The sequence below is a fragment of the Hymenobacter sp. DG25A genome, from assembly GCF_001280305.1.
Classification (GTDB): domain Bacteria; phylum Bacteroidota; class Bacteroidia; order Cytophagales; family Hymenobacteraceae; genus Hymenobacter.
On sequence record NZ_CP012623.1, the window covers coordinates 15,748 to 34,514 of the forward strand.

Genomic DNA, 18,767 nt, shown 5'->3' on the forward strand with positions numbered 1-18,767 from the left:
CTTCTTTACATTCTTAGCTCATTTACTATTACACTCCCACCTTCTCCTCACTCCCCAACTCACTCAGTATCCGCTTGGCGGCCTGCACGCTTTTTACTTCCTCGAAGGAGATAATCAGCTGCTCTTTGCGCTCTTTCATGCTGGCCGAGCGGGGGTGGGTTTGCACGTAGCTGAGCACGTTGCCGAAGACGTCGCCCTGAAAGAAGGCCTCGTTGTTGGTGGCCGGGATAAAGCCTTTCATGAGGTTCTTCTTCAGCGTGAGCTTCTCAAAGCCCACCTGGCAGGCCTGCCAGCGCAGGCGCACAATGTCGGCCAGCTGCTCCACTTCCTGGGGTAGCGGCCCGAAGCGGTCCACAATGCCGGCCACCAGCTTGCGCAGCTCCTCGGGGCCTTTCACGCGGTCCAGCTTGCTATACAGCTGCAGGCGCTCCGAGACGTTGCTCACGTAGTGGTCGGGAATCAGGATTTGCAGGTCGGTTTCAATGTTGCACTCCTTGGGGCCTTTGGTGGCGGCGGCTTCCTGCAGGCGCTGGGTAGGGTCGCCGAGGAACAGGTCGCGGAACTCGGTTTCCTTTAGCTCCTGCACCGCCTCGTCCAGAATCTGGTGGTAGGTCTCAAAGCCCAGATCATTAATAAAGCCTGACTGCTCGCCGCCCAGTAGGTTGCCCGCACCCCGGATGTCCAGGTCGCGCATGGCTACCTTGAAGCCGTCGCCGAGGTCGGAGAATTCTTCCAGGGTGCTCAGGCGCTTGCGAGCATCGGAAGGAAGGCCCGCCACCGGGGGCGTGAGCAGGTAGCAGTAAGCCTTCTTGTTGGAGCGGCCCACGCGGCCCCGCATCTGGTGCAGGTCGCTCAACCCAAAGAGGTGGGCGCGGTTGATGATGATGGTGTTGGCGTTGGGAATATCCAGCCCCGACTCAATCAGGTTGGTGCTCACCAGCACATCATACTCGCCGTCCACAAACTTCATCATGCGCTTTTCCAGCAGGTCGCCCTCCATCTGCCCGTGGATGTAGGTCACGCGGGCATCGGGCACCAGGCGCAGCACCATGTTGGCCAGCTCCTCAATGTCCTTCACGCGGTTGTGCACAAAAAACACCTGCCCGCCCCGCTTGATTTCGCGCGCCACGGCGTCGCGAATCAGCAGCTCATCGAATACGTGCAGCTCCGTTTGCACGGGCTGGCGGTTCGGGGGCGGCGTGGCAATTACGCTCAGGTCGCGGGCGCCCATGAGGGAGAAGTGCAGGGTGCGCGGAATGGGCGTGGCCGAGAGGGTGAGCGTATCTACGTTCACCTTCAGCTCCTTCAGCTTGTCCTTGGTTTTCACCCCGAACTTTTGCTCTTCGTCGATGATGAGCAGGCCCAGGTCTTTGAACTTGATGTCTTTGTTGGTGAGGCGGTGCGTGCCGATAAGGATATCGGTTTTGCCCTCGGCTACGCGGCCCAGCGTTTCCTTAATCTGCTTGGTGCTCTTGAAGCGGTTCACGTACTCCACCGTTACGGGCAGGGCCGCCAGCCGCTCCCGGAAGGTTTTGTAGTGCTGCATGGCCAGAATGGTGGTGGGCACCAGCACGGCCACCTGCTTGCCATCGGCCACGGATTTGAAGGCCGCCCGAATGGCTACTTCCGTTTTGCCGAAGCCCACGTCGCCGCACACCAGGCGGTCCATGGGGTGGGGCTGCTCCATGTCGCGCTTCACGTCCTCAGTGGCCTTGCCCTGGTCGGGTGTGTCCTCGTAAATGAACGACGATTCCAGCTCGGCCTGCATAAAAGAGTCGTGAGCGAAGGCGTGGCCGGGCGCGGTTTTGCGCTTGGCGTACAGCCGAATCAGCTCGGCCGCAATGTCCTTCACCTTCTTCTTAACCGACTTCTTCTTGTTTTCCCACTCCGGCGAGCCCAGCTTGCTCATGGTGGGCGGGGTGCCCTCGGCGCCGGAGTACTTGGCAATTTTGTGCAGGGCGTGTATGCTCACGGTCAGCACGTCGTCGTCGCGGTACACCAGCCGGATGGCTTCCTGCAGCCGGTCGTTTATTTCTACCTGCGTGAGGCCCGCAAAACGGGCAATGCCGTAATCCTGGTGCACCACGTAGTCGCCGGGCACTAGGGTGCGCAGCTCCTTTAGCGTAAGGGCCTTTTTCTTGGAGAACTTGCGGCCTTCCTGCGCCCGGTAGAAGCGCTCGAACAGCTGGTGGTCGGTGTACACTACCAGCTTCAACATGTCATCAATAAAGCCTTCGCGCAGGCCCAGCAGCAGGTGCTGAAACTGCACGTTGTTGTCCAGCTCATCAAAGATGGTGCGCAGCCGGTCCGCCTGCCTTACCGATTCCGCCCCGATAATATTGACGTAGCCCTTCTCCTGGTTCTCGTGCAGGTTTTTCACCAGCCGGTTGAAGTCCTTGTTGAACGAAGGCTGAGGCTTGGCGCTGAACTGGAAATCCTCGCCGCCCTTGAAGTGGAAGCGCTTGCCGAACTCCACGATGGGGAAGTTCTCCAGCAGCTTCTTGAATGATTTGCCCGTCTCGAACAAATCCTCCGGCTTGCTTACAATCTGCACGCCGCCGGCGCCTTCCAGCATCTCCTTAAAGCCCAGCTCGGCGCGCTCGAAGGATTCCTCCACCACGTCCAGGGTCTGGCGCACGTCCTTGGCCCAGATGGCGGTGTTCTTCGGAATGAAGTCCAGAAAAGCCTCCCGCGTTTCCTGCAGCAGCTTGGTCTGCACGTTGGGAATAATGCTCACCTGCTGCCGCTTCTCCACCGACAGCTGGCTCTCGGGGTCAAACGTGCGGATGGTCTCCACCTCGTCGCCAAACAATTCAATGCGGTAGGGCAATTCGTTGGCGTACGAGAAGATATCCACGATACCGCCGCGCACCGCAAACTGCCCCGCCTCATACACAAAGTCGGAACGCTCAAAGTCATACTCCGCCAGCATGTCGCTGATGAAGTTCACGTCCAGCTTGTCGCCCACCTTCACAATAAAAGTGTTGGCAACTAAGCTCTTCTTGTTGATAACCTTCTCAAACAGCGCCTCGGGGTACGTCACAATCAGCGCGCCGGCCGTATCCTTCACGCTGATTTTCCTGCTCCGGGCCGTGGCGTCGCCATCCGGCAGGGCGTCGTCGGCATCTTCGGCGGCCTGCTCGGCGGTGGTTTTGGGGCCGCGGTGGGAGTTGAGTTTGTTCAGCACCTCGGCCCGCATCAGCACGTTGGCGTTTTCCGTCTCATCGAAGGCGTAGGGGCGCTTGTAGGAGCTGGGGAACAACAAAGGCTCCTCATCGGGCACCAGGTGCTGCAGGTCGGCCAGGAAGTAGGCGGCCTCTTCCCGGTCGTGCAGAATAAAGAGGTGGTGCTGGTCGGGAAAGTCCTGGTGCAGGGCGGCGGCCAGCACGGCATCCTGGCTGCCTACCAGGCCGCGTAGGTGTAGGCGCACGGGGGCGGCCGGGGCGTTGGCCTCGGGGCGCATACTGTGGCGCGTAGCCGGGTTCAGGCGGGCCCCAATGGTCAGCACAGTGGGGTCCAGGGTATAGAGCTTGAGGAAATCGGAGACCTGCAAAACGGATATCGGCTAGGAGGCAAAACAACGGGAGAAGCCCGGCCGAATGAGAATCCGGTCGGGCTGGGGGCGGTAGCAATACCGCCGCCAAGGTCTGAAAGTTTCCCGGATGTGCTATTAAGGCTTTTATTGTTGAGCTTGGTAATGATCTATAGCGAAAAGTATATATCTTAGTCCTCTGCTCCCCCACCCATCCCACCGTTGCCGTATGGACCCCACCCGCAACCCCGCCCCGGACCCCGAATTTGATATCGACGCCTGGGAGCGTTGGCAACAGGCTAAACATGCCTGGCTGGCCATCTACCGGCAGCGCTGCCTGGCTGCCGTGCAGGCGCCACGGCCTTATACCCGGGAAGCCGCTGCCCAGGGCGCGGCCTGCCCGCTCCCTGCTTCAGCTTCTGGTTCCTAGCCGATAGCCGCGTACCTTCGTTCTTTCGTTCAAAGGTATTTTTCTGCGTGCGCGGCTCTTCTCACCTGGCCATTGGCCTTATTACCGGCGTAGCCGTGGCCGGCCTGGTGCCGGGTATTCCCTTTTCGCCGGCCGGCATTGCCCTGGCAGGCTTCTCAGCCCTGGCCCCCGACCTGGACCACCCCAGCTCCCGCCTGAGCAAGCGCCTGGGCTTTGCCCAGAATTACGTGCGCTGGGCGTTTGTGCTGGCGGGCATTGGCATAGCTGCCTACACGCACTACATGCTGCTGGCCGTCGACCGGCGCATGGGCTTTACTACCGCGCTGGCTTTTGGTATGGTAGGAGCGGCCATGCAGGGCGGCTCGGCGCGCAAGCTGGCGCTCCTGTTCACGGGCCTGTGCACAGTGGTGGCGGGGCTGTATACCGGTATGCTCTGGCTGAGCATGCTGGGCACCTTTGTGTCTGTGGCCCCTTTCACCAGCCACCGCACCTGGACGCATACCATCTGGGCCGCGGCTCTCTGGACCTATATCGGGCACCTGGCCAACCAAACCCTTGGCTGGCATGGCGTAGCCCTGTTTGCCGGCGGCGGCTACCTTTCCCACCTGCTGGCCGATACGCTGACCAAGTCCGGCGTGAAGTATTTTATGCCCATTACCGATCTGGCTGTTAAATTGCCGCTCATCCGCACCGGCTCGGCTATGGGAAATTTGCTGGAAGTAGCAGTTTGCGGCGTATATGGTGCGGTGGTGTTGTTGCTGATAGTGAGCAGAATGAAATTCTAATTCATTTGGTGTTGTTAGCTCAATATACCCGGATTTTGCAGGTAAATGGCCTGCCTGTTTTGTACTTAAAAGGCTTGGTTGGCTTTTAGATTCAGCCCTGGTAAGCTCGACAGTAAAGTTGCACTTTGCTGCATAGAGTTAGAATAGATGCTTTGGCAAACCTTGTTTTTCACCGTAAATTGGCGCCTTCGGAAGTATTCATAAATATGATTATTTATGGAACTACTTTGTGGTATATAGGCTTGAAATCAATCAGTTAGCATATTAAATTTATATTATGTATTTTATGCATACTTCGTACCTTTGACACGGCCTCTCCTCCTTAAGGCCTACCTGACCTGTTACGTGTCCTGACACACCCCCCTGCACATTCCCAAAACGAGTAGAATTTATGAATCAGATGAATAGCCCGCTGATCCGGATCGGTGTCTTTTATGACGGCAATTATTTCCTTAAGATCAGTGATTACTACTACTTTCAGCATGAGCGTAAGGCCCGCATTAGCCTGGAAGGACTGCACGAATTTATCCGCCATCAGGCAGCTGAAGACGAAGACACCGATGTCCGCTTGTGCCAGATTACCGACGCTCACTTCTTCCGCGGCCGCTTAAGCGCCACGGAAGCCCGCGAAAAAGACCGGTTATTTCATGACCGTCTGCTCGACGATATCCTGATGAACCTGGGCATCACCACCCACTACATGCCCCTGAAAACCCGCGACGGCCGTCTGCAGGAAAAGGGCATTGATGTGTGGCTGAGCCTGGAGGCCCTGGAAATGGCCCTGCACAAAAGCTTTGACGTGATTGTGCTGATTGCCGGCGACAGCGACTACCTGCCCCTGGTGAAGAAGCTCAACACCGTGGGAACCCGCGTAATGCTGCTCAACTGGGACTTTAAATACACGGACTACAAAGGTGAAAACCGCGTAACCCGCGCCTCCCAGCAGCTCCTCGACCATGCTACCTACCCCGTAGCCATGCACGAGGTAATTGATGAGCGCCTGAGCAAGAACGACCCGCTGATTGAGGACCTGTTCGTGAACCAGCCGGAGCCCGCGGCTTATACCGCTGCTCCCAAGCCGCTGCGCCCCGCCGGCCCTACGGCCGCCGGTCCGGTAGGCTCCATTGGCGTAAGCACCATCAAGAACCTGAAAAACGGGTTTGGCTTTGTGGTAATGCCCCCCAACAACCTGTTCTTCAGCTACGCTGATATGGCCGAAGGCGACTTCAACGACCTGCAGGAAGGCGACTGGGTGGAATTTACCGTTGGCCGCAACCACCGCGACGAGGACTGTGCCCGCAACGTGCGCAAAGTGCAGCCCCCTATTATGAATGAAAACGAAGACGACGATTCTCCCCAGGAGGAAGAAGAGCACGAGTCGGCTTCTTCGCGCTACTAAGTAGCCAGGGCCGGTAAGCCGGCACTGCTATAAACCGCCGGGCGGTTCCTTTACGGGAACGGTCCGGCGGTTTGCGCTTTATTCCTGCTCGTCGTCGGCGGAGGGGAACAGCAGCTTGCGGAAGTCGCGCTTGTCGGCGGGGTAGCGGTTGAAGGTGCCCATGCCCTTGGCTACCACTAGCTCGCGGGTGGCGCAGTAAATGTCGCCGGTAGCTACCAGCAGGGTTTTGCCGGCGTGGTCTACTTTGGCCGTGGCCACCAGCGTATCATGCAGGCGCACCGGGTGCAGGTAGTTCATCTTGAACTCCACCGTAGATACCAGCTCACCCGCGGTGAAGGCCTCCGACAGGGCCGCTGCTCCCAGCACCGAGTCCATGAGGCCGGCCAGCACCCCGCCGTGGCAGGTGCCCGGCGAGCTGAGGTGCTCGGCGCGCACTGTCATGGTGTACTTCACTTCCCCGGGCGAGGCTACGTGCAGCACCATGCCGTTTATGCGGCCGTATTGGTTCATTTGGTTGTAAATAGCCACCAGAGTGGCTACATCAGGTAATTGGTCCATTGCGCAGGGCAGGCTGTGATTTCAGGGAAAAGTTAGGCTTCTTTACGTAAATCCCTGCTTTCTATGACGGCCCGGCCCCTGACTTTTGCGGAGTTCTACCCGCGCTACCTGCGCGAGCACCAGCAGCGCGGGACCCGTATCCTGCATTTCATCGGCACCAGCTTGTTTCTGCTCTGCCTTATGCTGGGCATAGTGCTGCAACGGCCCATGCTGGTGCTGTATGGCGTAGTGGCCGCTTATGGATTTGCCTGGATAGGTCACTTTTTTGTGGAGCACAACCGGCCTGCCACCTTCCAGCACCCATGGTTTTCCCTGCGCGGCGACTTCCGCCTGTACTGGGACTTGGTGCGCGGGCGGGAGCGGTTCTAAAGCCGCTTGCGCATCAGAAAGTGCGGAATGCTGCCAAACAGCGTGTGCGAAGGCGCTACCACCTCATAGCCCAGCCGCTGATAAAACGGCACGGCCTGCTCGCGGGCGTGTAGCACGCATTCAGTCAGCCCACGGCGCCGGGCTTCGGCTTCCAGATACTCCAGCACCGCCCGCCCCACGCCCTGGCCCTGTGCGCTGGGGTGCACGGCCATAAAGCGCACCTGCGCCTGCCCGGGTGCGGCCGTGTGCACGCGCCCAACGCCCAGGGCAGTGCCATCCGGGGCGGTTACCAGGGCATGAAAGGTGTCTGGGAGGGCGTCATCCTCGGCGTGCTCAGAGCCGGGGGGCTGCTGCCAGGGCTGGCGCAGCACTTCGTAGCGAAGCTGGTAATAAGCGGCCCGGTCGGAGGGCGAGTGGGGCGTGCGAACGGGTGGTAACATAACCGCAGAAGGGACAGAATTCGTACTGGCAGGGCGGGGGCCGGAAACGCCGAATTTTGACCCCCGGTAAAGGTAGCATTCCGCCAAACTCCTACCTTTGGCCCCCTTCGCTCCCGGTTCTCGGGCAGCGTTTTCTCCCACCTGATGCATTCTGCGCTATGGCTTCCTTCGATATCGTGAGCAAAGTAGATCCGCAAACCCTCGAAAATGCGGTGAATACGGCCAAAAAAGAACTGCAGACCCGCTACGACCTGCGCGACACCAAAGGCGGCATGGAACTCGATAAAAAGAACAACACCATCCAGCTCAGCTCCGAAAACTCCATGCGCATCAAAGCCCTGGAAGATATCCTGCTCACGCGCATCGTGAAGCAGGGCATCGACGGCACAGCCCTGGACTTCACGGCCGATGAGCTGCCCAGCGGGGCCCTGGTGAAGAAAACCATAAAGGTGCGGGCCGGGGTAGATAAGGATGCCGGCCGCAAAATCATCAAAGCCATCAAAGACGCCAAGCTGAAAGTGGAAGCCCAGATGCAGGACGACCAGGTGCGCGTATCGGCCAAGAAGATTGACGACCTGCAGGCCGTTATTTCCCTGCTGCGCCGCACCGATATCGGCCAGCCCCTGCAGTTTGTAAACATGAAGAGCTAAGCCCGCTTATAAGTGCGGCATGATGCAGCCGCGGGCGTAGCCCCGGGCCTGGCACCTCCTTTCTAATTCATTAAGCATACCCAATGAATTTCGACTTCTCCGTTTTCTCCAGTGCCAATACCTGGGTGAGCCTGCTCACGCTCACGTTCATGGAAATTGTGCTGGGTATTGATAACATCATCTTCATTTCCATCATCGTCAACCGGCTGCCGCGGGAGCAGCATGCCCGCGGGCGTACTATTGGCCTGATGCTGGCCCTGCTGTTCCGAATTGGCCTGCTACTGAGTATTTCCTGGATTGTGAGCCTGAAAGACCCCTTGTTTAACCTGCCGTTGCCGTGGATGGAAGGCGGTTGGGGCGTCTCGGGACGCGACCTTATTCTGCTGGGCGGCGGTTTATTCCTGATTGGGAAAAGCACCACCGAGATTCATACCAAGCTGCAGGGCGAGGAAGAGCAGGCCACTACCGGCAAAGTCGCCGCATCCATGGGCAGCGTCATCATCCAAATCATCCTGATTGATATTGTCTTCTCCTTTGACTCCATTCTGACGGCCGTAGGCCTGGTAGACAACGTGCTGATTATGATTCTGGCCGTTATCCTGTCTATGGCAGTGATGATGATTTTCTCGGGCATGGTGGCCGATTTCGTGAACCGCAACCCCACCATCAAAATGCTGGCTCTGTCTTTCCTGATTATGATTGGGGTGATGCTGGTGATGGAAAGCTTCCACAAGGAAATTGAGAAAGGATACATCTACTTCGCCATGTTCTTCTCCCTGTTGGTAGAAATACTGAATATGCGCCTGCGCAAGAAAACGGAGCCCGTGCACCTGCGCGACTCGCAGTACGACTAAGCTGCCCGGGGCTGCTACGCCGGACGTAGCCGCTGGCAAAACAGCCCAGAGAAAAGGCCGCTCCCATACAGGAGCGGCCTTTTCTTTTAGCCAATGGCTGAGGGGTTGAGGGCGGGCAGCTGGTCGAGCAGGCGGTGGGTGGCCATTTCAATCAGCCGCCTGTTCAGCTCGGCGCGGTGCTGCCGGTAGAAAGCCATTTCCTCCTTGGTAAACAGCGCCGCTATAAGCCCTACCAGGGTATAGCGCAGCTTCACGTTGCGCGCCAGCAAGTCGGTTAGCAGGCGCTGCTGCTCGGTGGCGCTGCGCTGGGCGAGGGGTATGTGGTGGTCCTGCACATAGTCTGTGAAGGTGAGCAGCAGGGGCGTATTCTGCAGCTTGAGCAGGGGGCGGAGCGTATGATGGAGAAAGTCGCCCACGGTCTGGGGCGTTTCATACGCTGGCAACCCGTCAATAGCGGGGCGCAGGGCCAGTAAGGCGGCATCCCGGGCAGTGGTGGAATCAGTAGTGGGCATAATGCGGGGTATCAGAAAGTGCAGGCGGTTAGAAAACAAAAAAGCGGCCCCGCTGGTGGGCCGCTTTTTCCTCTTTTAACCATTTTCTTTTAGTGCTGCACTACCACTTTGCGGGTAAGCGCCCCATCGGGGGTAGAGATGCGCACCATATATACGCCATTGGCCAGGTTGCCCAACGCCAGCTGGCTGCCCCGCTGTGCCTGCGCCGCAGTAAACGACTCGCGCAGCACCTCCGTGCCCAGCACGGAATAGAGGGCTACCTGCACGGGGGCATTGCCCAGCCCAAACGTGCGGAGCGTGAGCAGATTCTGCGCCGGGTTGGGGTACAGCTCTACGGAGGAAGCGGCCAGCTCTTTGGTAGTGGCCAGCACGGCCGGCATAGCATAGCCGGCTTTGTTATCCTTCAGGTTGTCACTGTTGCCCTGCACGGCATCACTGCCCATACCCCGGCGGGCAAATACCCGCCAGATCAGGGCCTGGTTAGCACTTTTAAAGTAAGCTTTATCAGCGGCCAGAATGGCGTCGCGGCCGTCCAGGAAGCCGGGGCTGCATTTCTGCAGCTTCAGGCCATCCATCACCAGCTGCATGGTTTTGTTGTTGCCGCCGGTGCCCCGGTACAGGTCGGTGCTGTAGCCGTATTGCTTAATCATCTCCCAGTTCAGATCCCAGAGTACAGAGGCCCACACTTCCCCAATGGCGTGCTCCTCGTCGAAGGGAGGGGTGCCAATAATGGCGTAGGTGTAGTTGTTCACGGCCATATCGGTGCTGTAGAGCTTGCCCCGGATGCCCACACCGCTGGTGGCCTGCCCCATAACGTAGGTGCCAATGCTGCGGGGCGTGGTGCCCGTATCGCCGGGTTTAGTGGTCAGCCACAGCGCGAAAAAGTCGCTCCAGCCTTCGCCCATCTGCTCCTGGTTGTTCAGACACTCTACTGTGGCCGGCCCACCCGTGAGGCGAATGGAAATACCGTGGGTGTACTCGTGCGCTACCACAGCATTATCAAATGCCCCATCCCTTCCTATCGGCGTGTCCATGCTGATGGTTACTGTTTCGCCGGCCTTCAGGCGCTCCTTGAGGAGGTTGCCGTCGGCCAGGCGCATAAATACACTTGGAATGCTGAGCTTATAGTCTCCGCTCATGGTAATCAGCGTATCAGGCTGGTTATTGATGACCAAGGCAGCAATGGCGCCGGCACTCTGGGCCGCTTCTACTTTTTCTACAAAAGTGCAGGAGCCTCGGTCAATCACGGCAATATTGCCTTTCAGCGCGGCCGCATTTTTCAGGGGGGCGTTGCAGCCCAGCGTGGGAGCGGCACTTCCATCATTTACCAAAACAAGTTTGCCGGTAAGTGGCGTGCCGGCGGGCAAAGCCGGCCCAATATCGCCTACTATCACCGGGTACTGCCCGGCAATGGCTGACGGGCTGGTTACTTTGAAAGTGGTAACACCGGGCCACAGGAACATGTGCATAGCCGAGCTCTTGCCATCCGCTGCCGCCGAGAAATAGGCATTGTAGACGCCATCGGGGTCCTGGGCCACCGCCCTGACCGGGTCGGCGCCTAGGCCCTGGCCGGTGTAGTTTTTTGTCTGAAAATTGCCGCCAGCCTCCGTAAAGCCATACTGAAAGGAGATGTCGTGCATGATGTTGTTCAGGTAGAACAGCTGAGTCAGCGCGGCATTCTTGTTGGTAACGGCCGACTTCTGGGCGTCATAGGTAAAATCAAAGTTGAGACCAGAGCCCCCATCCGCAAAGTAAATGGCAGAGGTAGCGCTGCTGGGGATATAGGTGGAGGTATTGTTGCCGCGGGTAGTGGTGTACTCCGGGCCGGTTACGCCGTTATTATCATGCCAGCCATAGGGCGAGGCTTTCGTGTCGGCGGGGTTGCGCGCCAGACTGCGGGGCCCAAAGCCCGGGGCCTCCACCGGAACGGCAAATACATTGTAGGTAGCATCGGTGCCCGAGGGGCGGGCCGCTGCCCGGCTGGCGGGTAGGGTAGGAATAGCCACCGTGGGGGAAGTGGGCGGCGCCAGCTTCTCCTGCGGATTCCGGTCCCGGCGCTTTAGTACTTTCCCGGTAGTGGCATCTACCTGAAGGCTCCACTGGTGGGTGGTTTTGGGTGGGTGCAGCACCAGCTGCCATACCAGCTTCACGCTGCCATCAGGCTGCGCGGCATAGGCCAGCTGGGTGGGAATTTCCTCCGTGGAAAGGGCCGCATCATACAGCGTAAGGCGGGTGGAGCGGCTTTGCGCCGGAGAAGATTGCTGCGCGGTAGGCGTGAGGTGCAATACCTGCGCCGCCGCCGCCGTAGCCGCCGGAGCGGATACCGTGGCCGTTGGAGCGGGGGCTTTGCTGGCCAAATCCGGGACAAAATTTCCCGTTTGCGTGAGCAGCCCTCCTTTGCCATCAAAGTGCAGGCCCATCTCGGTGCCCAGCACTTCAAGACCCTGGTACTGCTGGCGCAGATACACGTGCGAAACCCCGTTGTGGGCATCGGTATAGGTATCTGTTACGACCGGGGCCGCTACATCGGCTTCCGTCAGGCCCAGCTGCGCGCGGTGGCTGGCCAGGTACTGCCGAGCATAGTCAGCGGAAAAAGATTGGGCAGTAGCCAGTTGAGGAAGCGCCAGCAGCAGCCCCACCACCAACAGCCTGCACAGCAGGGTAGAAGTTGTACGCACGGGAAACGGATTTTAGTAAAAGAGTTTAGAAAGATAACAAACTGAAAGGAAAGCCTTTTGATTGGCGAGGGCTGTGGAATTATTTTGCCCCTCCCGAGAGTTTCCTTTTTGCCGGCTGATAGCAGGGTACCCGGATACCTGAAAATCCGTTTTGCGGGCTACTTTTTATGCGGACTCAGGAAATGGTAGTATTTTTCCTGAACGCAACTATTCTGAAGCTGCCTGTGTCCCGAACCGGGAGCATGCAGGGGCAGTTCCATAGCAGTATTATTGCACTATATCGAGTAGCAGTCAGTTGCGAAAAATCCCTTTCTTCTCCATGAAAAGACACTTACTTCTACTGCTAGGTCTGTGCGCATCGGGCCAGACGGTATCGGGCCAATCCAATAAGCTACAGCGGGCACCGGGGCACAGTACAGTATGCTTTGCTACCACCCAAACGGGGCTGACGCGGGTAGCGCCCCCGGAAAAATTTCTTCAGATCCGGGCCGGAAAAGCCCGCCCCACCGGCACGGCTTCCATCACCGTAACCTACCACAACTTCACGCCGGAGGCCCAGAAGGCATTTCAGTATGCCGTGGATATCTGGGAAGCCTTGCTGCAGAGTCCGGTAGAGATTCACATTGATGCTACCTGGAAAGAGCTGGCGGCTGGTACGCTGGGCTCGGCCGGTTCTACTGCTTACTACCGTAACTTCAGCGGCACGCCTAGAACCAATGCCTGGTTTCCGGTAGCGCTGGCGGAGAAAATCAATGGCCAGGATCTGAATGGCGCCTCGGAGCCGGATGTTGCCGCCAGCTTCAACAGCAAATTTGACTGGTATTACGGGCTGGACGGCAAAACTCCGCCCGACCAGTACGACCTGGTTACCGTGGTGCTGCACGAGTTGGGCCACGGCCTGGGCTTTGTGGATAGCATGGACAAGGATGACCAGAAAAAAGGCAGCTACGGCTTCAGCGGCCTGCCCTCGGTGTATGATTCGTTTATTGAAAACACCAGTGGCCAGCGCCTGACCAACGAAACAACCTTCACCAATCCATCCACGCAGCTGGGTACCCAGCTCACCAGTGCCGGCCTGCATTTCAACAGCCCATTGGCCCTGGAGGCCAACAAAAACGTGCGGCCCAAGCTATATGCGCCGGCTACGTTTAGCGGCGGCTCCAGCGTTTCTCACCTGGATGAGACGGTGTATAAGGCGGGCACTGAAAACTCGTTGATGTCGCCGCAAATTGCGGATGGGGAATCCAACCATCAGCCAGGGCCGCTGGTGCTGGCTATGTTCAACGACATGGGCTGGTTTAACACGGCCATCCGGCACACGCCCCTGTCCGACGCAGAAACCCTGAAGAGCTACCCCGTAACGGCCGTTATTGAATCAGATGGCACCGTAACTCCGGGCTCCGTCCAGCTGGTGTATGCCGCCAATGGCGGGGCCGATGCCACCATCACGCTGCAGCCCACCGGCCGCGCCAACGAGTATGCCGGCAGCATTCCCAAGCCGGCGGCCGGGGCTAAAATCAGCTACTTCCTGAAGGCCTCCGACAACGAAACCAAGCGCACGTACACGGCCCCCGGCGCGGGCACGCCCGGCAAGCCGGAGCAGCCGCGCTACGAGTTTGTCATTGGCCCCGATGCCGAAGCCCCCGTGGTAGGCCACCAGCCGCCGGCCTTCCTGTTTACCTCCCAGCTGCCCTACCAACTGGTAGCGGAAGTAACCGACAATATTGGGGTGGCGCGGGTGTATGCCGAGTTCAAAGTAAACGGCCAGGCCCGCCCCGATGTGGAGCTGACCCGCCAGGCCGATGGCCTGTATAAAGGCAGCCTCACCACCGCCAGCGGCGCCATTAATGCCGGCGACGTTATTACCTACCGTATTGTGGCGCAGGATGCCTCCCAGGCCAAAAACTTGGCTTATAGCCCTGCCACCGGCTTCCACACGGTGCCCGTAGTGGACTTCAAGCCGGCCCAGGCCAAGTACATCAACGATTTTAACGCCACTGCTACCACTGACTTTGTTGGCAACGGCTTCTCCATTGGTAAGCCCACCGGCTTCAGCAATGGCGCTATGAATACGGAGCACCCATACGCTGATGGAACCGGGCCCAACCAGGAAAGCAACTTTATCTATCAGCTGCTGGTGCCCATTACGGTGGCCGCGGATGCCGCTGCCGCTACCGTCACCTTTGATGAGATAGTATTGGTAGAGCCCGGCGAAACCGGCGCCGCCTTCGGTACCCCCGAGTTCTTCGATTACGTGGTAGTGGAAGGTAGCACCGACAACGGCCAGACCTGGACGCCCCTGGCCGATGGCTACGATGCCCGCGCCAATGCCGTCTGGCTGGCGGAATGGAATAAAGGCACCAGTGGCAACAACTCTACCGGCACCGGTACGCCCGCCCTATATAAGGAGCGCAAACTCAACCTGCGCGATAAATTCTCGGCCGGAGAAGTGGTGAAGCTGCGCTTCCGCCTGTTTGCCGACGCCGGCGCCCACGGTTGGGGCTGGGCCGTAGATAACCTCTACATCCAGACGCCGCGCCCCCTGCCTATTGCAGCGGCCAGCGGCCTGAGCGTATTCCCCAACCCCAGCAGCGGCCAGTTTACCGTCAGCACGCAGCTGGACAAGTCCGTGACCAGTGCGCCCTTGGTGGTGTATAACCAGCTGGGCAAAGCCGTACGCCACATGACGGTAACCGCCGTGCAGGGGCGCGTGGAAGAACCCATTAGTCTGCATAATCTGGCGGCGGGTATCTATTATGTCACCATCGGTACTGATAGCAACCGGCAGACGCAGCGGCTGATGATTCAGCAGTAGCCTTGCTGGTTCACATCTAAGAAAGCAAAAGGCCCTTCGCTCAGAGCGAAGGGCCTTTTGCTTTCTTAGCCGGCTGCTGGTTAGCGAACCGGCGCCTGAAAGCCCATCTTGGTGAGAAAATCCCAGAGCACTACCCCGGCCGCCACCGAGACGTTGAGTGAGTGCTTGGTGCCGAACTGCGGAATTTCCACGGCGGCATCACACTGGGCCAGCACCTCATCATCCACCCCAAATACCTCGTTGCCCATCACCAGCGCGTAGGGCCGGCCGGGCTCCAGCTCAAAGGCGGGCAGTAGCAGGCTGCCGGTAGTCTGCTCCACGGCCACCACCACGTAGCCCGCGGCCTGCAGCTGCCGCACTACTTCCAGCGTGGAAGCCGCGTATTCCCACACCACCGACTCCGTGCTGCCCAGCGCCGTTTTGGTAATTTCGCGCTGGGGCGGGCGGCCCGTAATGCCGCAGAGCCACATTTTCTCAATAGCAAAGGCATCGGCCGTGCGGAAGGCTGCCCCCACATTATGCAGGCTGCGCACGTTATCAAGTACTAAAGTGAGGGGGAATTTTTGCGTATTTTTGAAGTCTGCCACCGTCAGCCGGTTCAGCTCTTCCATGGAAAGTTTGCGCATAGCGCAAAGGTAGGAAGGCCCGGCTGGCTGTTCGCTTATTGCCTTAATTAGCCCGTCATGCAGAGCGTCAGCGAAGCATCTCGCATGCTGATGTTGCCATGCTAAACAAACGGCGCTAGCGAGATGCTTCGCTGACGCTCTGCATGACCAATGGCATTTTTTACCTCTTTCTGTAGTTCCGCTTCCGTGAAATCCAAAGTAGCTGCTTCCGATAAAAAGCCCATCCGCACCCACGGCACGCTTGGCCCCGCGCCCGTGATTGATACGCCGTTGATGAAGCAGTACTATCAGCTTAAGCAGCAGCACCCCGGCGCGCTGCTGCTGTTCCGCGTCGGCGACTTCTATGAGACTTTCGGCGAGGATGCCGTTACGGCGGCGCGCATTCTGGAAATCACGCTTACCAAGCGCGGCGCGGGCACTTCCTCCGAAACCCCGCTGGCCGGTTTCCCCCATCACTCCCTCGATAACTACCTGCCGCGCCTGGTGCGTGCCGGGCAGCGCGTAGCCATCTGCGACCAGCTGGAAGACCCTAAGCAGGCCAAAGGGCTGGTGAAGCGCGGCATTACGGAACTGGTCACGCCGGGCGTGTCGTTCAACGACAACGTGCTGGAGCGCAAGAGCAACAACTACCTCTGCGCCGTGCATTTTGGCAAGCAGGAGTGCGGCATCAGCTTTCTGGATATCAGTACCGGCGAGTTTCTGGTAGCCCAGGGCGACCATAACTATATCGGCAAGCTGCTGCAGAATTTCAGCCCCGCCGAGGTGCTCTTCTGCAAGAAAAGCCGCCACGACTTCGAGCACCACTACGGCCCCGATTTCTGCCACTACGCCCTCGATGAATGGGTATTTGGCTTCGATTATACCCACGATATCCTCACCCGCCACTTCAACACCACCTCTCTCAAGGGCTTTGGGATTGACGGCCTGCGCGAGGGCATTACGGCCGCCGGCTGCATCCTGCACTACCTCGCCGAAACCAAGCACGACGATGTAGCCCACATCAGCAGCATCGGCCGCCTGGAAGAAGATAAGTATGTGTGGCTAGACCGCTTCACCGTTCGCAACCTGGAGCTGGTGTATCCCCAGCACCCCGGCGGCGTGCCCCTGATTGACATTCTGGACCAGACCGTAACGCCCATGGGCGCGCGCCTGCTGCGCAAGTGGGTGGTGCTACCCCTGAAAGAGCCCGTGCAGATTCAGCGCCGCCTTGATACCGTGGATGGCCTGCTGCAGAACAGTGAGCTGCTGGGCGAGTTGAACCAGCAGCTGCGCCAGATAAACGACCTGGAGCGCCTGATTTCCAAAGTAGCTGTGCGCCGCATCAACCCGCGTGAGCTGCTGCAGCTGGCCCGCGCCCTGGAAGCCATGGAGCCCATCCGGGCCTTGCTGGCCGGTTCCGGCCTGAAAGCCCTGCAGAAGCTGGCCGATCAGCTGAACCCCTGCGCCTCGTTGCGGGAAGAAATCAACACCAAAATCCGGCCCGATGCCGCGGTGCTCACCAACCAGGGCAACGTGATTCTGGATGGCGTGCACGCCGAGCTGGACGAGCTGCGCAGCATTGCGTTTTCGGGCAAGGACTACCTGCTGCAATTGCAACAGCGCGAGCAGCGCAACACCGGCATCAGCTCCCTGAAAGTGGCCTATAACAAAGTGTTCGGTTACTATCTGGAAGTCACCAATGCCCACAAAGACAAGGTGCCCACCACCTGGATTCGGAAGCAAACCCTGGTAAATGCCGAGCGCTACATCACGGAGGAGCTCAAAACCTACGAGGAGAAAATCCTGCACGCCGAGGACCGCCTGTTCGTCATCGAGCAGCAGCTCTACAACGAGCTGGTACTCACAGCCGGGGAGTTTGTGCCCCAGATTCAGCAAAACGCCCGCGCCATTGGCGTGCTCGATTGCCTGGCTTCCTTCGCTACCACGGCCCGGCAGCACCGCTACGTGAAGCCGGAGGTGAATGAGTCGACGGTACTGGATATTCGCCAGGGGCGCCACCCGGTTATTGAGCGCCAACTGCCGCCCGGCGAGGCCTACATTCCCAACGACATCTGCCTGGATCAGGAAGACCAGCAGATTGTGGTGATTACCGGCCCCAATATGGCCGGTAAATCGGCCCTGCTGCGCCAAACGGCACTTATTGTGCTGCTGGCGCAAATCGGCTCCTTCGTACCCGCCGAGGCCGCTACCATTGGCGTTATCGACAAAATCTTCACCCGCGTAGGCGCTTCCGACAACCTCTCCAAGGGCGAAAGCACCTTCATGGTGGAGATGACGGAAACCGCCAGCATCCTCAACAACCTCTCCGACCGCAGCCTGGTGCTGATGGACGAAATTGGGCGCGGCACCAGCACCTATGATGGCATCAGCATTGCCTGGGCCATTGTGGAGCACCTGCACAACAACCCCAAAGCGCGGGCCAAAACCCTGTTCGCCACCCACTACCACGAGCTCAACCAGCTGGCCGACGACTGCCCGCGGGTGCGCAACTACAACGTGGCCGTGAAGGAGGCCGATGGGCGTATTCTGTTCCTGCGCAAGCTGCAGGAGGGAGGTTCCGAACACTCCTTCGGTATCCATGTGGCCCGCATGGCCGGCATGCCCACCGCCGTGGTGCTGCGCGCCAACGAAATTATGCACCACCTGGAGCAGGAGCGCACCAGCACCAGTCTGGAAGATGGCCCCACGGAGTTCGATGACGTGCTGGCCGGCCTGGATGAGCGGCCAGCCAGCAATGGCAAAGAAGCAGTTCGGGGGCCGGTGGCGCAACCCGCCGCGGCCGTAGCCACTGCGCCGCGTCCCAGCCTGCAGCTCAGCATGTTTGAGCCCGCTGATCCGGCCCTGGAGCGCGTGCGGGAGCTGCTGCAGCACCTGGACGTGAATACCCTAACCCCGATTGAAGCTTTGTTAAAAATAAATGAGTTGAAGCTGGTGCTGGGCGGCAAATAACAGCGGGGCTCAGCGCAGGCTGATTTCCGGACGCTAGTGCCGGGCGCTCATTTTTCAGGGTGTGAGTTGGGTGATTTTGCAGTCCCAATTTAGAGGTGTTAAGAAAAAAAGTGTCTGACAATGAGCCAGAAGCACTTTTTTCACGGGCAAAAAGAGAAATTTTAAGCCCA

14 protein-coding genes are annotated in these 18,767 nt (G+C 58.9%); 8 read left to right on the plus strand and 6 right to left on the minus strand.

Going from position 1 to position 18,767, the window contains the following annotated elements:
- Positions 1 to 28: 28 nt before the first annotated feature.
- Entirely contained in the window at positions 29 to 3,553 is a 3,525-nt protein-coding gene (gene mfd, locus AM218_RS00085; RefSeq protein ID WP_054410741.1) for a transcription-repair coupling factor, read from the minus strand.
- A 208-nt stretch (positions 3,554 to 3,761) separates the two neighbouring features.
- Here mfd and AM218_RS16880 point away from each other — a divergent pair, with 208 nt between their 5' ends.
- From AM218_RS16880 to AM218_RS00100, 3 genes are all read left to right on the plus strand, one after another.
- A complete protein-coding gene (locus AM218_RS16880) occupies positions 3,762 to 3,962 on the plus strand; it encodes a hypothetical protein (RefSeq protein ID WP_054410743.1) in 201 nt (66 codons plus the stop codon).
- A gap of 47 nt (positions 3,963 to 4,009) precedes the next feature.
- Positions 4,010 to 4,747 carry a metal-dependent hydrolase gene (locus AM218_RS00095; RefSeq protein ID WP_054410745.1) on the plus strand — a complete coding sequence of 246 codons (738 nt, stop codon included), beginning with the start codon at positions 4,010 to 4,012 and terminating at the stop codon, positions 4,745 to 4,747.
- Positions 4,748 to 5,138: 391 nt separating this feature from the next.
- Positions 5,139 to 6,146: an NYN domain-containing protein gene (locus tag AM218_RS00100; RefSeq protein WP_054410747.1), complete on the plus strand. Its 1,008-nt coding sequence runs from the start codon at positions 5,139 to 5,141 to the stop codon at positions 6,144 to 6,146.
- Positions 6,147 to 6,224: 78 nt separating this feature from the next.
- Here AM218_RS00100 and AM218_RS00105 read toward each other — a convergent pair whose 3' ends face one another.
- A complete protein-coding gene (locus AM218_RS00105) occupies positions 6,225 to 6,704 on the minus strand; it encodes a PaaI family thioesterase (protein WP_048826181.1) in 480 nt (159 codons plus the stop codon).
- 63 nt (positions 6,705 to 6,767) lie between these two features.
- Between AM218_RS00105 and AM218_RS00110 the strand changes: the two genes are divergently transcribed.
- Positions 6,768 to 7,073, plus strand: a complete 306-nt coding sequence (locus AM218_RS00110) for an Mpo1-like protein (RefSeq protein ID WP_054410749.1) — start codon at positions 6,768 to 6,770, stop codon at positions 7,071 to 7,073.
- On the opposite strand, the gene AM218_RS00115 is transcribed toward AM218_RS00110, so the two are convergent.
- On the minus strand, positions 7,070 to 7,513 hold the full coding sequence (locus AM218_RS00115; protein WP_054410751.1) for a GNAT family N-acetyltransferase: 444 nt from the start codon (positions 7,511 to 7,513) through the stop codon (positions 7,070 to 7,072). The two genes, AM218_RS00110 and AM218_RS00115, sit on opposite strands and share 4 nt — an antisense overlap.
- A 158-nt stretch (positions 7,514 to 7,671) precedes the next feature.
- On the opposite strand from AM218_RS00115, the gene AM218_RS00120 reads away from it, so the two are divergent.
- Both AM218_RS00120 and AM218_RS00125 read left to right on the plus strand, forming a co-directional pair.
- The gene (locus AM218_RS00120; protein ID WP_054410753.1) at positions 7,672 to 8,163 is read left to right on the plus strand and encodes a YajQ family cyclic di-GMP-binding protein; all 492 of its coding nucleotides are present in this window, start codon (positions 7,672 to 7,674) and stop codon (positions 8,161 to 8,163) included.
- 83 nt (positions 8,164 to 8,246) lie between these two features.
- Positions 8,247 to 9,017, plus strand: a complete 771-nt coding sequence (locus AM218_RS00125; RefSeq protein WP_054410754.1) for a TerC family protein — start codon at positions 8,247 to 8,249, stop codon at positions 9,015 to 9,017.
- 86 nt (positions 9,018 to 9,103) lie between these two features.
- On the opposite strand, the gene AM218_RS00130 is transcribed toward AM218_RS00125, so the two are convergent.
- Entirely contained in the window at positions 9,104 to 9,529 is a 426-nt protein-coding gene (locus tag AM218_RS00130; protein ID WP_157547449.1) for a hypothetical protein, read from the minus strand.
- 89 nt (positions 9,530 to 9,618) lie between these two features.
- Entirely contained in the window at positions 9,619 to 12,207 is a 2,589-nt protein-coding gene (locus AM218_RS00135) for a M36 family metallopeptidase (protein ID WP_082317976.1), read from the minus strand.
- 319 nt (positions 12,208 to 12,526) lie between these two features.
- Here AM218_RS00135 and AM218_RS00140 point away from each other — a divergent pair, with 319 nt between their 5' ends.
- On the plus strand, positions 12,527 to 15,022 hold the full coding sequence (locus AM218_RS00140; protein ID WP_054410759.1) for a T9SS type A sorting domain-containing protein: 2,496 nt from the start codon (positions 12,527 to 12,529) through the stop codon (positions 15,020 to 15,022).
- Positions 15,023 to 15,102: 80 nt separating this feature from the next.
- Here the strand turns inward: AM218_RS00140 and AM218_RS00145 are convergent, their stop codons facing one another.
- Positions 15,103 to 15,648, minus strand: coding sequence for an RNA methyltransferase (locus tag AM218_RS00145; protein ID WP_054410761.1), 546 nt, complete (start codon positions 15,646 to 15,648; stop codon positions 15,103 to 15,105).
- Positions 15,649 to 15,921: 273 nt separating this feature from the next.
- Here AM218_RS00145 and mutS point away from each other — a divergent pair, with 273 nt between their 5' ends.
- On the plus strand, positions 15,922 to 18,597 hold the full coding sequence (gene mutS, locus AM218_RS00150; protein ID WP_054415144.1) for a DNA mismatch repair protein MutS: 2,676 nt from the start codon (positions 15,922 to 15,924) through the stop codon (positions 18,595 to 18,597).
- Positions 18,598 to 18,767: the final 170 nt, after the last annotated feature.

What these genes read in the sequence shown, in the direction of transcription:
- AM218_RS16880 (WP_054410743.1), top strand. Translation starts at nt 3,762, where the DNA reads ATGGACCCCACCCGCAACCCCGCCCCGGACCCCGAATTTGATATCGAC.
- AM218_RS00100 (WP_054410747.1), top strand. Translation starts at nt 5,139, where the DNA reads ATGAATCAGATGAATAGCCCGCTGATCCGGATCGGTGTCTTTTATGAC.
- AM218_RS00105 (WP_048826181.1), bottom strand. Translation starts at nt 6,704, where the DNA reads ATGGACCAATTACCTGATGTAGCCACTCTGGTGGCTATTTACAACCAA.
- AM218_RS00110 (WP_054410749.1), top strand. Translation starts at nt 6,768, where the DNA reads ATGACGGCCCGGCCCCTGACTTTTGCGGAGTTCTACCCGCGCTACCTG.
- AM218_RS00115 (WP_054410751.1), bottom strand. Translation starts at nt 7,513, where the DNA reads ATGTTACCACCCGTTCGCACGCCCCACTCGCCCTCCGACCGGGCCGCT.
- AM218_RS00120 (WP_054410753.1), top strand. Translation starts at nt 7,672, where the DNA reads ATGGCTTCCTTCGATATCGTGAGCAAAGTAGATCCGCAAACCCTCGAA.
- AM218_RS00125 (WP_054410754.1), top strand. Translation starts at nt 8,247, where the DNA reads ATGAATTTCGACTTCTCCGTTTTCTCCAGTGCCAATACCTGGGTGAGC.
- AM218_RS00130 (WP_157547449.1), bottom strand. Translation starts at nt 9,529, where the DNA reads ATGCCCACTACTGATTCCACCACTGCCCGGGATGCCGCCTTACTGGCC.
- AM218_RS00140 (WP_054410759.1), top strand. Translation starts at nt 12,527, where the DNA reads ATGAAAAGACACTTACTTCTACTGCTAGGTCTGTGCGCATCGGGCCAG.
- AM218_RS00145 (WP_054410761.1), bottom strand. Translation starts at nt 15,648, where the DNA reads ATGCGCAAACTTTCCATGGAAGAGCTGAACCGGCTGACGGTGGCAGAC.
- mutS (WP_054415144.1), top strand. Translation starts at nt 15,922, where the DNA reads ATGAAGCAGTACTATCAGCTTAAGCAGCAGCACCCCGGCGCGCTGCTG.